Source organism: Bremerella sp. JC817, from assembly GCF_040718835.1.
Classification (GTDB): domain Bacteria; phylum Planctomycetota; class Planctomycetia; order Pirellulales; family Pirellulaceae; genus Bremerella.
Map to the genome: position 1 here is coordinate 259586 of NZ_JBFEFG010000274.1, position 14289 is coordinate 273874.

Sequence of the window (14289 nt, forward strand, 5' to 3'; positions counted from 1 at the left end):
TCTTCCCAAAACCGCTATGCGTTGTCACGCTTTTTCCCTGGCGCGGCCGCCGAGAGCCGATCGAGCCGCAGCCTACTCTTCGACCGACGAACTGGCCGAACGGTTCTCTTCGCGAAGGCGTTTGACTTCTTCTTCGAGAGCCCGGCGGCTGGCAATCCGCTCGTCTCGCAGCGAAAGAATGTACGACTTCGTCGCGAATCCATCGATGCCGGCGATCACTACCATCCATAAGACTAACAGCAGAACGACCGCCCAGTACACGATGAAGGCGGCGTTGTGAGGAATGGCCGGGCTGATCAGCACGGCGATGGCGATCAGCATCAGCGTGTACGTCACCTTCTTACGACGACGCACCTGGGCCAGCAGATATTCACGTTTTCGAGAATCCCACTCGGGATGCCGTTCAACCATCTTCACCGTCTGCTGGTGATGCGTGTGCATCATCCACGAGACGAGGGTCAAAACGAATGCGAGTAGCGAGGTAGCGAAAAGCATGGACGTGAAGCGTCCCTTTCAGGACGTAGCTTGATTATTCGACTTCCTGCAACCAGGTCAGAACAACTTTCCCCACCTTGGCCAACGAATCGGCCGAGCAGTTCTCAGGGACATCTTGTTGCGTATGCCAATATTTTGGCCCATATCCCGGATTTGGATAGTCGAAATCGATGATATCGATGATCGGAATCCCGCCAATATCGTGCAGGGGAACATGGTCGTCGTTCACGGTATGGCGAGGTCGGCGGACGAACTCAGGGATGTTCAACTTGTTCGCCACCCGCCAGACGTCCATGACCAGCGGCCGGGTATCCTTCCAGCCTACGCTGTTGCGTTCCTGGTAGATCTGCAGTTCTTTATCACCAACCATGTCGAGCAGAATGCCCCACTTGTACTGGAAGTTGATGTCAGCACTTTTGTACTTGTTGGCCAGATAGGTCGAGCCCAGGAAGAATGGATCTCGTTCGCGGTCGAAGATGAACTCTTCCGCATCGAGAAACACCAGGTCGACCCCGTACTTTGTGTCGATCTCGCTGATATGCCGGGCCAGCTCCATCAACAGCGCCGCACCACTCGCCCCATCGTTTGCCCCGACGAAGGGTGCCTTCGGGTTGACCGGATCTTCGTCGGCGTAAGGACGCGTATCGTAGTGGCAACACAGCAAGATGCGTTCGGTGCGTTCCGGATGGAAGCGACCGAACAGGTTCGTCAGCGTGACCGGCTGTCCCGTTTCCGGGTGCCGAACTTCCCACGACTGCCGCTGAACGGTTGCCCCGTGCTTGGTCAGGTGGTCTTCGATCATCTGTTGCTGACGCTGCATCGCCTCGCTACCGCTGATGCGTGGTCCGAGGGCACAGATCTCTTTCAGATGCTGATACGCCTTTTCGCCGTCGATCGGAAGGAAGCGGCTCAGGTCGTCTTGTTGACCTGGCTGACTCGGCGGTGGAGCGGGCTCGCTACCGGAGTTCAGCGTGACCATCACGATGATCGCGATCACGCCAATCAAGCCAGCGAGAAGGGTACTCCAGCGTGGGATCGTTTGTTCTTGCGGGTCGGACGGCAAAGTCAGGCTCGGTGAAGACACGAAAAATAGTCCAGATTATGCAGCTTTAGAATGCCGCATGTTGAGCAGGATGTCTACCTGGGCCAGGACATCTTCGGTCTGAATCGCCTGCATTGCCTCGTTGCCCGCCTTCCGGCGTTTGCGGCACGAGAGCGGATCGTAGACATTCTGAACGGTCCGATGAATTCCTTGGCTGGGACTATAGTACTCCGACTTCGTCACCCCAAACAAGGAAATCGTCGGGGTATCCAGGGCCACTCCAAAATGCAAAGGCCCCGTATCGCCGCTGATCAGCAGGCGAGCGTGGCGAATCGTTTCTTTCATTTCGGCGATCGACAGTTTGGGAAGCACCGACACCGAACCAGGGGCCACAAGGTTCGCTGCCTGGGCGGCCTGGCGTGCGTAGTCATGCTCGGTTTCGCTACCCCACAGCAAGACGCTGCGCAGTTCGTCCCGCATGAACAGATCGGCCGCGACTTCGCCGAAACGTTCTGGAATCCAGGTTTTGGAATACCATCCGGCCCCCACGTTCAACACGGCATACCGTCCCGAGGCAATCGCCGGCACGCGCTGAGCGATCGCCTGATGGGCGACGGCGTCGTAGGGCATCTGGAATTCAAGCTGAGGATTCTCGATCCCCAGCGGCTTGAGCAGTTCCAGGTAGCGATGGGCGACGTAGGTCGCCTTGGGGGTAATATGAATCCCGGCCAACGTTGGTGCCAGTTCACGTGCTTCGCCCCGCGCGAACGATATCTGATGCTTCCGTCCCGAAAGCCAGCCGGCGGCGGCGCTCTTCGTCAGGCCTTGCGCGTCGAGAACGATCTCGAACTTGTGCCGTGACAAAGCGCGTCGCAGCCGGCGAATCTCGCCTGGCTTGGTGAGCCAGCCCTTTTCGACCGTGAACAGAAAGTTGAGATCGTTCCGATCGGCCAGCACCTTCGAGGCAGCCGGTTCGGCGACCCAACCGATCTGGGCGGAAGGGTAAGCACGTCGCAGCGCGCATAGCACCGGCAACGTCAGTACGGTATCTCCCAGAGCACTGAGTCGAGTGATGAGGATGCGAGGGGCAGGTGATAGCATAGGGCCGACAACTCCTTTTGTCGTGTGCCATTCTGGCGGCACCGAGGCGGGGCGTATCGTAGAAAGAAACGCCCCCGCAGGGCAAGACCAGCCACCGCCAGATTATGCCAGCTGCTAATATTCGGGCCGGAGTGGCCATTTACCGAGCGTAACGTCCAGCTTTTTCGTTTCCGATCCGCGGACGGCTATCATTTCAACTCGGTCGCCGACCTTCTTATCCTTGAGCAATTGAATCAGGTGCGTGAAGCTATCGACCTTTTCGCCGTCGACTTCCACCATCGTGTCACCACCCCGAAGACCGGCTTTGTAAGCACCGCTATCTTGGTTGACGTTCTGGATCACGCAGGGGCCGTTGCCTCCGGAACTCGAACCATGCACCCCGAGAAAACCACCGCTGCGGATTTTGAAATTGTCGACCTGACGCGTGATGTCAGGCACAACTCGCATGATCCGTTCCTGCTCGGCTTCGTTCAGGAAGAGTTCTTTCCCATCGACCACCATGCCGAACAACTCGGCTCGCTGAAGGTTGATCATCTTCGAGAACAACGGAGCCAGCGAACCCTTGATATCCAAGTAATACAGCCGGAAGCCGATCATGCGTGGCAGCAGCGGATCGAGCTCGCGCAGCATTTCCAAATCGACCGGGCCATCTTTGATGGTCATCAGCCGGACGTTGGGCATTTTGGCAATGTGAGCAAACCAATCGGCCGTGACTTTGTCGTTCGAGATCTGCACGTCGCCGATGAAGTTGAGATGCTGCAGGTAATAAAGATCGTCGACCGTTCCCTGGTAACTGTCGTCGATCACAATCCCTGGCTCTTGCAGGCTGGCCTGGAATCCTTGCGGCTGGCTGTAAGTCGAGAACTTCACGCCCAGCCCGCTTAAGATTCGGATGGCACGTTCTCGCTGAACCGGCTGAATCTTCTTCAGCACGTCGGTGGCATAGGCTGAAACACGGTCGTGCTGCGTGGCTGCGATCAACGCCAGCTTGGCGGTCGCGGCTCGTTCGGTCGCAATATCGTCGCCGATGGCGAAGGCCCGCAAGACATGGATACAACGAAAAGCTTTCTCGAGACTGCCAGTTCGGACCGCATCGGTCAGCGGCTCGATGGCAGTGTCTTTCGCTTCGATAAGCTTCTGAGTGGCGTTTTCGCGAAGCAGGAACTTGTCGCTGTCGAGCTGATCGATCCAAGCCTGAATTTCGGCCGCAGTCGGTGGTGTCGTCGGGGCGGCAGCATCGGTCGCCGGTTGGTCTCCGTCGGCAGCTTGGACCGAGGGTACCAAGAGGAACAGCCCCCATGTCAGGCAAACGAGAAATGGAAGGATTCGGCGAACAGTCACGAGCGATCTCGAATTGGGGGTCGACGACAGAGGAGCCATGTTCTGTTATTGTGGGAAGATATTAGGAACTATTCCAGGGCAAAACCAAATTCTCTCCCTCGCCTCGTGGCTAACCACTCTTATGCACGACGCCGATCTGGCTCCCTTTCAATATAGCTTGCTCGACTTCGGAGCTGGTCGAAAGTTAGAGCAATTCGGCTCGGTCGTTCTCGATCGCTATTCCCCTTCGGCCGAAGGGTTTCGCGCAGCTTCTCCCCAAATCTGGTCTCAGGCAGCCGCTCGATATGTGCGGCGTACCGAAACCCAGGGAGATTGGCACGACGCCGACCAGTTGCCGGAAGATTGGCAAGTGGCCGCCGGGCAGCTACGGTTTCGTCTCAAGACAACGCAGTTTGGTCACTTAGGGCTTTTCCCCGAGCAGTTTGCCAACTGGCAATGGCTGCGTAAAACATGCAGCGAAAGCCCTCAGCCGCTCAAGATATTAAACCTGTTCGCCTATACCGGCGGGTCTTCGCTGGCATGTGCGTTGGGTGGGGCCGAAGTGGCCCACGTCGATGCCGCCGCCAACGTGGTGAAATGGGCTCGCCGCAATGCCGAGCTTTCAGGCCTGGGCGAAGCCCCCATTCGCTGGATCGCGGAAGACGCCCGGAAGTTCGTCAAACGCGAAGTCAAACGGGGCAACACCTACGACGGCGTGATCCTCGACCCGCCCACCTATGGCCATGGCTCGAAAGGGGAAGTCTGGCGGATTGATAAGCACCTGCCACTGCTAATGGGATACTTGAATGAACTTCTGGCAGACAGTCCGAAGCTAGTTCTGCTAACTTGCCATTCGCCAGGCTACGAAGCGGACACGTTGCATCAGATGGTGGACGATGCGTTTCCGTCGGTAGCTCCGCGTCAAATCAAATCGGGGCCGCTGACGATCACCGACCAGAAAGGCCGCAAGCTTCCCAGCGGCTATTTCGCCAGCTACCAACGTGGAGCCTAGGCGGTTATGGCTGAAATCATTCGCTCGCTACAAAACGCTCAGATTAAAGCCGCGGTCAAACTTCGTGACCGCCGCGGTCGCAGTCAGCAGGGCCGCACCATCGTCGATGGTCTGCGCGAGATTCGCCGAGCCTTGTTGATGGGATTTCCGGTCGAAACGATCTACGTCCTTCCCGATGCCTTCTCTGGCCCGGAAGCGGAGTCGTTTGACGAGGTCCTGCAGCAGCACCCCGACCTCAACATCCAGCATGTCACACGCGATGTGATGGCCAAGCTTGCCTTTGGTGAACGAGTCGAAGGGGCCGTGGCCATCGTACCGATCCCGTCCAACTCGCTTCAGCAGGTCACCCTGCCGGAAGCACCACTGATTGTCGTGATCGAGCAAGTCGAGAAGCCAGGCAACGTCGGCGCCATTTTGCGAACGATGGATGCCGTCGGTGCGGACTTGTTGATCTCGGCCGATGGTCGCACCGATCTGTTCAATCCCAACGCGATTCGAGCCAGTCTCGGGACGATCTTCTCGACCCCGATCGTCGATGCCACGTCAGAAGAAACCATTGCCTGGCTGAAGGACAACGCGATTGAGACCTTCGCGGCCCGAGTCGATGGTTCGGTAGCCTATACCTCGGTCGATATGCGGAGAGCGACCGCCTTGGTCCTGGGGAGCGAAGCGCACGGGCTCAGTCAGAAATGGCACCAGGACCATGTGCAGAACATTCATCTGCCGATGAACGGGATCGCCGACAGCTTGAACGTTTCGACCACCGCCGCGGTGCTGTTGTACGAAGCACTACGGCAGCGGACCTAAGCGGTTAGCTGGCCTGAATCTGGGCTGCCTTCAGGGTGTTTTCCAGCAGCATCGTGACCGTCAGTCGGCCAACGCCACCCGGGACCGGCGTCACCGCTCCGGCAACTTCTAACAGCGCGTCGAAGTCGACATCGCCGCAAAGACCGTCATCGGTTCGATTGATGCCGACGTCGACCACAATCGCCCCTGGCTTCACCATATCGGCCGTGACAAACTTCGGTACGCCGATGGCGGCGACCAAAATGTCGGCCTGTTGGGTCAACTCTTTCAGATTCGGCGTACGGCTATGGGCCACGGTCACGGTGGCATTGGCGTAGTCGGCACCGCAGGTTTCGCTCGACCGCTGCATCAACATCAGGGCCAAAGGCTTGCCAACGATATCGCTACGACCAAGAATAACCACGTTCTTTCCGGCCGTCGGCAGATCGAAGTGCTTCAGAATCTGCACCACTCCATGCGGAGTGCACGGGAGGAAGTTCGGGCGTCCCTGGGAAAGCAGACCGACGTTGCTGGGGTGGAAGCAGTCGACATCCTTTCGGGGATCGATGGCATCCAAGACTTCGGACGCGTCGAGATGCTTCGGCAAGGGAAGCTGAACCAGAATGCCACTGACCGTGTCGTCCTGATTAAGCTGGGCCACCAGTTCCAGCAGCTCGGCCTGGGTGATCTCGGCAGGCTTACGAAACAACTGGCTGGTCATCCCCACCTTTTGACAGGCCCGTTCCTTGTTACGAACGTAGACCTGGCTGGCCGGATCCTCACCCACCAACACCGCTGCTAAACAAGGCGTTTTGCCCGTTTCCTGCTGGAAGCTGGCCACGCGCGAGGCAATATCGTCTTGCAGGGCGGCAGATACCGTTTTTCCATCCAGAATCGTCGCAGTCACAGGGCACTCCCCATTCGGGTGTCGTTAGGCATGAGAGGAATGTGGGCCATTTTATCGAGCGATCCGCTCTGGGAACCACCCACCATCAAATTCTTCCGTCCCCCAGATTTGCCTTTTACCCGCCAATCGACCGCCGACACCCCGCCTCGGAAAGAATTCCGTCTGGTAAAACCACACGAGATTGACGCATTACGAAGAATTGTCCGAATGTGTATATTAAGCGCCAGCATCCCCGTAAAACGGCCAGGATTGCCGGTTTCGGGGGCCAATTTGCGTGCAAATGAATAATTTCGCGCAGGTGTTATCGTCAGAACCTCCCCATTTTTCTATTTCCCCAAAATAGCTTTGCTCCATGGCATCCTCTGATAACAAGCTGAGCCCGGTTGAGGGCATCAAAGACGAAAGCAATTACCTGCGCGGCAACCTTGCCACTGAAATGGTCGATGGAACGGACCACTTCAGCAAGGAAAGCATCCAGCTGATCAAACATTTCGGCATGTATCAGCAGGACGACCGCGACGCTCGCGCTGCCAGCCGCGCCGCCGGCGGTTCGGGCAAAGAATACATCATGATGATCCGCACTCGCCTGCCGGCCGGTCTGCTGACCAGCAAGCAGCTGCTGGAAGAGCTGGATCTGTGCGACGACATCGGCAACGGCACGCTCCGCATCACTAGCCGCCAGGCCACGCAGTTCCACGGCGTTCAGAAGAGCGACGTCCGTCAGTTGATGCAGCGGATGAAGAATGTTGGTCTCACCACGCTGGGTGCCTGCGGCGACGTCAACCGAAACGTCATGTGCTGCCCGGCTCCTTTCAAGAACAACGCACTGCACGACGAAATCCAAAAGGTTTCGTTCCAGATCGCCGATCACTTCGCGCCACGTACTGGTGCCTACCGCGAGATCTTCCTGCAAGATCCTGAAACGGGCGAAAAGATCCAGGTCGACGAGAACGGCCAAGAGATCATCGAACCAATCTACGGCAAGCATTACTTGCCCCGTAAGTTCAAGATGGGCATCTGCCTGCCGGAAGACAATTGCATCGACGTCTACACCCAGGACCTGGGCATGATCGCCATCCACGAGGAAGGCAAGATCATCGGCTACAACATCCTGGTCGGTGGCGGCATGGGTCGTACGCCAAGTGCCGACAAGACCTACCCAGCCTTGGGCCTGAAGCTGACCTTCGTCGCACCGGAAGACCTGATCGGTGTTTGCGAAGCAGTCGTCAAGGTTCAGCGCGACTACGGCAACCGTGAAGACCGTAAGGTGGCTCGTCTGAAGTACACCGTCCGCAACATGGGCTTGCCAGAGTTCAAGAAGAAGGTCGAAGAATACTTCGGTCGCGATCTTCCTGAACCACACGCTGCCGACGTCACCGAGTTCGACGACCACAAAGGTTGGTCGGCTCAAGGCGATGGCAACTGGTTCTATGGTCTGAACGTCGAAAACGGTCGTATCGCCGACCTGGAAGGATGGACTTTGAAGAGTGCCATCCGCGAGATCTGCGCGACGCTGGAACCAGGCATCCACTTCACCAGCCACCAGGACATCATCTTCAGCGGCATCGCCGAAGCCGATAAGCCCAAGCTGGAAGCGATTTTGAAGAAGCACGGCATCGCCCTGACTTCCGAAATCAGCAACACCCTTCGCTGGTCGATGGCGTGTGTCGCCTGGCCAACGTGTGGTCTGTCGATCACCGAAAGCGAACGGGCCTTGCCAGGCATGGTCGACGATCTGGAAAAGGAAGTCGCCAAGCTTGGTCTGGAGGACGAAAAGTTCACCATGCGTATGACCGGCTGCCCGAACGGTTGTGCTCGTCCTTACAACAGCGACATCGGCCTGGTGGGTCGTGCCAAGGAAAAGTACACGATGTTCCTCGGTGGTCGCCGCCTCGGCAATCGCTTGAGCTACATCTACAAAGACATGGTCCCAGCCGACGAAGTCGTGCCGGAACTGGTCAAGGTGATGACGGTCTTCAAAGAACAGCGTCAGGAAGGGGAAACCCTCGGCGACTTCTGCGATCGCGTCGGGCAAGAGAAACTGCTCGAAGCAACCGGCGGCTAGTTCCCCGGCAGCAATTCGATATCCAACACAAACGGCACGCCGGTTTATCCCGCGTGCCGTTTTTTTGTGCTTGCCAAGGCACAGCGATGCATGCCGGCTAACTAGTCGCGACCGTTTCCACTTCGCCCAGATGTTGCCGATCGATCGCGAAGTTGCGGAAGCGAATCGTGTGAGCGTCGTCGAACCACTTCTGAATCACCGGCAACTGTCCGTCGTCCAGGCTTGGATCGACCGTGAACAGCTTTCCGAAGACCTCGCCGCCTAGCTCACCATCTTCGACGATCACGCGGCCAGCCTGGACGACATACCGTGGCCGCTGGAACATCTCAGTCCGGTTCAGGTTCGGCGTATAGATCGTGACGTCGGCATCGGCGCCAATCCCCAGATGCCCTTTGTGCTTCAGTCCGAGCATCTTGGCCGGTGCGGCCCGGGTAATGATCGCGATCTCGTTCATCGAGTACTCTCGGTCGAGATCGCCCAGAATGGTTCGGTCCCCCAGCGTCTTGTGCATCCGGGCGATCGCTTCGCTGCGGAAGGCACTGTCCATCAGCAAATGGATCACTTCCGGGTAACGGAAGATCGCGCCGCCGTTGGGATGATCGCTACTCATGGCGACCCGCCATGGATCTTCCATCAACAAATACCACTCGAGCGCGGCCGCCCACTGAATGGCATGCACCAGCACTTTCTGCGGTTGGAACTCCATTGGAATCACGCCGCAGCTTGCTTCCAGTTCGCTGTCGGCGGCATACCAGCGATTGCCGGTCAGCTTCGAGAGAAAGTATCCGAACGGAGCATCACCGGTAATGCCCAACGTCTTACCAGGATTCACGTGACCGACGTCGATCGTGATGTTCGGGTTCGAGTTGACATACTCTGCCAAACGAGGCACCGCCGAACGGAAGCTGGCCGGGTCGTTTTCGTCGCCGGCATAACTGTGGAACTGCGTATGGGCGAAGTGGCCTCGATGCCCTTCGAGGGCCTGCATGGTGTGCAGCGTTGTCTCGCTGTTGCCAGGCACACCGAGATTGTTGCAATGAATGTGGATCGAGTGTGGCAGCTTCAAACGATCGACCGAAGCCGCCAGATTCCGCACGATCGATCGTGGCGAGACCCCAAAGCCAGGGACCGGTTCTTCCAACTGTTGAACCGTTTTGCGGCTGACCTGTTTCCAGTTTTCAACACCGCCGGGATTCACCACTTTCACACCGTAAGCACTCGTCGAACCAAGCGACCACGCCAGGTAGGCATCGAGACAGTCGTGACGTTCTTCGCGGATTCGATCCATCACAAACTGATTGTTGCCGAACAGCAAGTAAAAGCCTTTGTCCAGCAGCGGTGTGTCCAGCAGATCTTCGTGCGCGTGCCGAGCATGCAAACCAGGGATGGCGGCATCCATGGCGGTCGTATATCCCAGCCCGGCAAACATGTAGCCAGTCCCGACACAACTGGGCAGCAACCCGCCGGAAGCACTTCGGCGACCTTCGCTGCGGGGGATTCCTTCATCACGGCGATACTCGGGCGTCATCTGCCGGCCGATGTTGACCTTGGGTCCGGCAATGTGGCAGTGCATATCGACACCACCTGGCATGACGACATAGCCTCGGCAATCGATGCGTCTGGCGATGACCGGATTGTCTTCGGTCGACGGCGGCACCACCTTGCCGTTCTCGATCCAAAGCGTGCGAACTTCGCCATCGATCCCATTCTGGGGATCGTGAACGGTTCCGTTTTCGAGGACGAGATATCCCAAGGTTCAATCCTTCGATGCAGAGCTACCCAAGCAAACAGGCATCGTCGCGGAAGACGATGCCTGTTATTTTAGCCCAGTTTTCGACTCGACCCCAGAAGGCAGGCCCGATTTGCCATTTAGGTTCGAGCGGCCGGGAACGGGGTACGTGTCGAAGGGAACCACTTACAGAGGGCGATTCCCAGGAAGTAGAGCAGCGTCAGTGGAACGGCCAACAGCAACATACTGATCGGGTCGGATGGCGTGAGCAGCATCGACAGCACGAAGATCACCAGAATCGAAACACGCCAGTTCGAGGTGTACGCTTCAATGCTGAACAGCCCGATCCGGTTGAGCAGCAGCATCACCAGCGGCAACTGGAAGCTGATCCCGAAGCCCAGCGGCAGCATGATCACAAAGCCCATCCACTCGCTAATCCGAGGACGCGGGTCGATGCCGGTTCGCAGGTTAAACCCAAACAGGAAGTCGAGCACCGGCTCGAATGCGAGAAAGTAAGCCACGGCCGCACCACCAAAGAACAGCGTCAAGCTGAACGGCATGAAGATCCAGACGTACTTCTTTTCGTGCGGATAAAGGCCAGCGGCGACGAACTGCCACAGATGCCAGAAAATGCCCGGGCTGGCCAGGATAAAGCCGAACACGATGCCCGCCTTCAGCCAGATCATGAACACTTCTTCCACCCGCAGGGCTTCCGTCGAAGGCTGAATCTGTTGCCAGGTACGCATCCGGACTGGCTCTTCGGTCGGCAAGACGCCGGCATTTTTGAGTTCAGTCAGCATCTTTTCGCGTTCCGTCTTAGCCTCGCCATCTTTGGCAGTGTCTGCTTCAGCGGCGCCTTCTTTTTCTGCGTCTTCTTTCGCGGCAGGTTCGTTCTCTTCGGCCGGTTTGGCTTCGTCCGCTTGTGGCTCTTCGGGCTTGGCTTCCGGCGTGCCTTCGACGCCTGCGAGGCGACGGATTTCGGCCGGTTCGATCCACATGTCGACCGCCACCCAGGCCTTGGTACGCATCAAACTGTCGACTTCGCGAATCTGTGCCTCGGTCAGCTTGATCCCCAGGTTCTCTTCCAATTGGATGATCGACTTGTCTTGGTAATAGCGAATCAGCGCACTTTGAATCGGCTTCTCGATGAATTTCACCACGTCGTTGCCGAAATAAAGGCCGACCGCAACGCCAACTGCCAGCCAGATCACCGCCCGGAACAAGCAGGTACGCAGTTCCTCGAGGTGATCGCCGAAGGACATCGAGCTGCCTTCGAAGAAGTCATCGTTGATCTTGCTGTTCATTCCCAGAACCTCGGTACAGGAAGCGCATCGTCAGGGGATTGCAGGAGCATGTAAGAGTCGCGGCAAGCTTATTCCTGAACGGATCTGGGTGACCGACGATCATCATCGTAAGGATGGCGACCGCTTCACTCGCATCGAAGCGAACAGGTTGTCTTGCCATGTCAGTGGATTCTTGCCGGCACCCCGAAAGAGCACTTCGCGCGACAGCAGTGGGGCGTAGATAAAGGCCGGTCTGCCACCTGACATGCGTTTTATACTACCAACGCCGCCTCGAAAATTCAATGCGGAGGGGCTCGCCAGGGTGGTTTTCGCCCGGAACGCGACCGATTGAATCGCCTAGATGGTTGCTTCTTCTGGCCAAAGGTTCAAAACTGGTAAGGTCCATTTGCATAATCGCTACGACCGGAAGCAAGGAAACGCACCGTGCCATTGAACTACCCACTAATCTTCAAGCCGACCTTCCGCGACTATATCTGGGGCGGCCGTCGCCTGGGAACGGTTTTGGGGAAGCCAATCCCAGACACAGGCGACTTCGCCGAGAGCTGGGAAGTGGTCGATCATGGCGAAGATCAAAGCGTGGTGGCCAACGGCCCCCTGGCCGGCAAAACGCTCGGCGAACTGGTCGCGGAATTCCCAACCGATCTCTTCGGCAACAAGTCGGCCGGAAGGACCTTTCCGCTGCTGTTCAAATTTCTGGACGCCAATCGCGACCTTTCGATCCAGGTTCATCCCGACGACGCCCAAGGAGCCAAGCTCGATCCGCCAGATCTCGGCAAGACCGAGGCCTGGTACATTCTCGACGCCGAGCCTGGCTCGAAGGTTTATGTCGGCTTGAAAGAAGGGGTCACCCGAGAGCAGCTCGCCCAAGCGGTCGAGGCGAATTCGGTCGTCGACACGATGCACGTGATCGAGCCGCGGGTCGGCGATTGCCTTTTCATTCCTGCGAAGACCACGCATGCCCTTGGCAAAGGTTTGCTGGTCGCAGAGATCCAGCAGGCCAGTAACACCACCTTCCGCTTGTTCGACTGGAACCGCGTGGGGGCGGATGGCAAGCCGCGGGCACTCCACATCACCGAATCGCTCGAGACCATCGACTTCGACCGAGGCCCTGTCGAACCGCAAGAGCCGCAGCCGACTTCCGATGCTGACATCAACCGCCTGGTCACGTGCGATAAGTTCATCCTCGATCGCTGGCAGTTCGAGGGGCGCAAGTCGATCGGCGGAAATCAGGGCTTTCACATCGTCGCCGTGCTGGAAGGCAAGATTCGCACCTCACACGCCCAGTTGGATCAGGCCCTGGGGAAGGGTTCGACGTTCTTGATCCCAGCCGCGTGCGGCTCGGTCCAACTGAACGCGATCGAACCCACGACCTTGCTCGATATGTACTTGCCGTAGCCGTTTAGAACGGCAGCAGATAGTAAACCCACGCTTTGATACGCATGGTCACCGTGCTGATGGCCTGAAAAGGACGGCCAGAGTCGGTATAGATAGTTGCCATGCCGCCGGTGCCCATTGGCAGCTCGGCGATTAGCTTAGGATCGTCGAGCGAGATTTTCACCCCATATTTGCCGCTGGAACGAATGCTGTCGGCATTCATCAGTTGCCCACTTGCCTGAAACTGACCTTCGCCAGTCGCGGCTATGACCGAGTCGACCGTGCCGGAAAAGACTTCGCCAGGATGGTTCATCAGGGCAACTTCCACTTTCTGACCAGGGGCGACATTCATCAGCACATTCTGGCTGAAAACCGCCGCGATGCTGACCTCGGAAGTATCGACAAATGTCCCAACCGAAGCCAAGGCCATGGGGGTCACCATCGAGCCTTCGCGAACCTGCCAGTTCGTCACAAAGCCATCCGCAGGGGCATAGACCACACACTGATCGAGGTCGAACTGGGCGCTCCGCAATTCGGCTTGATGCTGCAGAAGCTGCTGCCGGGCAACTTCCAACGATGCCGCGGCCTCTTCGCGAGCGGCCGTTGCTTTGTCGACGCCCGCCAATGCCGCCGCCAGACGCTGCTTGAGTTCGGCCAACTCCAACGCACTCACGGCACCGGGCGATCGCTTGTTGGCATCTTCTTTCGCATTCAGATCGGCCTCGGCGGCATCGCGGTTCGCATTCGCTTCGGCGATCGTGGCATCGGCGACCTTCAAACTGGCTTCGATTTGCGAGATCGTCTTTTCCGTCACGCCCACGATCGCGGTCTTTTGCTCGACGGCGTACTGGAAAGGTTCTTTCTGGATCTCGAACAGGATGTCCTTGCCCTTGGTTAGCGGAACGTTCGGCAGGGCATGAATCTTGACGATCGGTCCTTTGACCTGCGGCACGATGGGGATCGCGTAGCGCGTGACGACCAGTTGTCCGGAAGTCGGCGCGGAATGTTGCCAGCCGATGACGATTCCCATCACGGCGACCAGCCCGATCACCACGCAAACCGCTAGATTGATCGGGTTCGGCTTCACCTTCAAGCGAACATAAAACAGCCAGATCCCGGCGACGTACAGAACGACAAACATTGCAATCATGGCG

Annotated in this window: 12 protein-coding genes; 4 read left to right on the forward strand and 8 right to left on the reverse strand. The window is 57.8% G+C overall.

Going from position 1 to position 14289, the window contains the following annotated elements:
• Nucleotides 1-72 precede the first annotated feature (72 nt).
• From AB1L30_RS15200 to AB1L30_RS15215, 4 genes are all read right to left on the reverse strand, one after another.
• A complete protein-coding gene (locus tag AB1L30_RS15200; RefSeq protein ID WP_367014279.1) occupies nt 73-495 on the reverse strand; it encodes a hypothetical protein in 423 nt (140 codons plus the stop codon).
• A 34-nt stretch (nt 496-529) separates the two neighbouring features.
• On the reverse strand, nt 530-1579 hold the full coding sequence (locus AB1L30_RS15205; protein WP_367014280.1) for a M28 family peptidase: 1050 nt from the start codon (nt 1577-1579) through the stop codon (nt 530-532).
• A 15-nt stretch (nt 1580-1594) separates the two neighbouring features.
• On the reverse strand, nt 1595-2638 hold the full coding sequence (locus tag AB1L30_RS15210; protein WP_367014281.1) for a glycosyltransferase family 9 protein: 1044 nt from the start codon (nt 2636-2638) through the stop codon (nt 1595-1597).
• A gap of 114 nt (nt 2639-2752) precedes the next feature.
• A complete protein-coding gene (locus AB1L30_RS15215; RefSeq protein WP_367014282.1) occupies nt 2753-3979 on the reverse strand; it encodes a PDZ domain-containing protein in 1227 nt (408 codons plus the stop codon).
• A gap of 121 nt (nt 3980-4100) precedes the next feature.
• On the opposite strand from AB1L30_RS15215, the gene AB1L30_RS15220 reads away from it, so the two are divergent.
• Together AB1L30_RS15220 and AB1L30_RS15225 are read left to right on the forward strand one after the other, a co-directional pair.
• Nucleotides 4101-4970, forward strand: a complete 870-nt coding sequence (locus tag AB1L30_RS15220; protein ID WP_367014283.1) for a class I SAM-dependent methyltransferase — start codon at nt 4101-4103, stop codon at nt 4968-4970.
• 6 nt (nt 4971-4976) lie between these two features.
• On the forward strand, nt 4977-5777 hold the full coding sequence (locus AB1L30_RS15225) for an RNA methyltransferase (RefSeq protein ID WP_367014284.1): 801 nt from the start codon (nt 4977-4979) through the stop codon (nt 5775-5777).
• 4 nt (nt 5778-5781) lie between these two features.
• Here AB1L30_RS15225 and folD read toward each other — a convergent pair whose 3' ends face one another.
• Nucleotides 5782-6663, reverse strand: a complete 882-nt coding sequence (gene folD, locus AB1L30_RS15230; protein ID WP_367014285.1) for a bifunctional methylenetetrahydrofolate dehydrogenase/methenyltetrahydrofolate cyclohydrolase FolD — start codon at nt 6661-6663, stop codon at nt 5782-5784.
• Nucleotides 6664-7015: 352 nt separating this feature from the next.
• On the opposite strand from folD, the gene AB1L30_RS15235 reads away from it, so the two are divergent.
• Nucleotides 7016-8728, forward strand: a complete 1713-nt coding sequence (locus tag AB1L30_RS15235) for an NADPH-dependent assimilatory sulfite reductase hemoprotein subunit (RefSeq protein WP_367014286.1) — start codon at nt 7016-7018, stop codon at nt 8726-8728.
• A 97-nt stretch (nt 8729-8825) separates the two neighbouring features.
• Here AB1L30_RS15235 and AB1L30_RS15240 read toward each other — a convergent pair whose 3' ends face one another.
• The gene (locus AB1L30_RS15240; protein WP_367014287.1) at nt 8826-10481 is read right to left on the reverse strand and encodes a formylmethanofuran dehydrogenase subunit A; all 1656 of its coding nucleotides are present in this window, start codon (nt 10479-10481) and stop codon (nt 8826-8828) included.
• 116 nt (nt 10482-10597) lie between these two features.
• Nucleotides 10598-11761: a twin-arginine translocase subunit TatC gene (tatC, locus tag AB1L30_RS15245; protein ID WP_367014288.1), complete on the reverse strand. Its 1164-nt coding sequence runs from the start codon at nt 11759-11761 to the stop codon at nt 10598-10600.
• Nucleotides 11762-12184: 423 nt separating this feature from the next.
• Between tatC and AB1L30_RS15250 the strand changes: the two genes are divergently transcribed.
• A complete protein-coding gene (locus tag AB1L30_RS15250) occupies nt 12185-13156 on the forward strand; it encodes a type I phosphomannose isomerase catalytic subunit (protein ID WP_367014289.1) in 972 nt (323 codons plus the stop codon).
• Nucleotides 13157-13160: 4 nt separating this feature from the next.
• On the opposite strand, the gene AB1L30_RS15255 is transcribed toward AB1L30_RS15250, so the two are convergent.
• Complete coding sequence (locus AB1L30_RS15255; RefSeq protein ID WP_367014290.1) at nt 13161-14285, reverse strand: efflux RND transporter periplasmic adaptor subunit; 1125 nt, start codon at nt 14283-14285, stop codon at nt 13161-13163.
• Nucleotides 14286-14289 lie beyond the last annotated feature (4 nt).

Coding starts and splice junctions, on each gene's coding strand:
- AB1L30_RS15200 (WP_367014279.1), bottom strand. CDS start 495: ATGCTTTTCGCTACCTCGCTACTCGCATTCGTTTTGACCCTCGTCTCG.
- AB1L30_RS15210 (WP_367014281.1), bottom strand. CDS start 2,638: ATGCTATCACCTGCCCCTCGCATCCTCATCACTCGACTCAGTGCTCTG.
- AB1L30_RS15220 (WP_367014283.1), top strand. CDS start 4,101: ATGCACGACGCCGATCTGGCTCCCTTTCAATATAGCTTGCTCGACTTC.
- AB1L30_RS15225 (WP_367014284.1), top strand. CDS start 4,977: ATGGCTGAAATCATTCGCTCGCTACAAAACGCTCAGATTAAAGCCGCG.
- AB1L30_RS15235 (WP_367014286.1), top strand. CDS start 7,016: ATGGCATCCTCTGATAACAAGCTGAGCCCGGTTGAGGGCATCAAAGAC.
- tatC (WP_367014288.1), bottom strand. CDS start 11,761: ATGAACAGCAAGATCAACGATGACTTCTTCGAAGGCAGCTCGATGTCC.
- AB1L30_RS15255 (WP_367014290.1), bottom strand. CDS start 14,285: ATGATTGCAATGTTTGTCGTTCTGTACGTCGCCGGGATCTGGCTGTTT.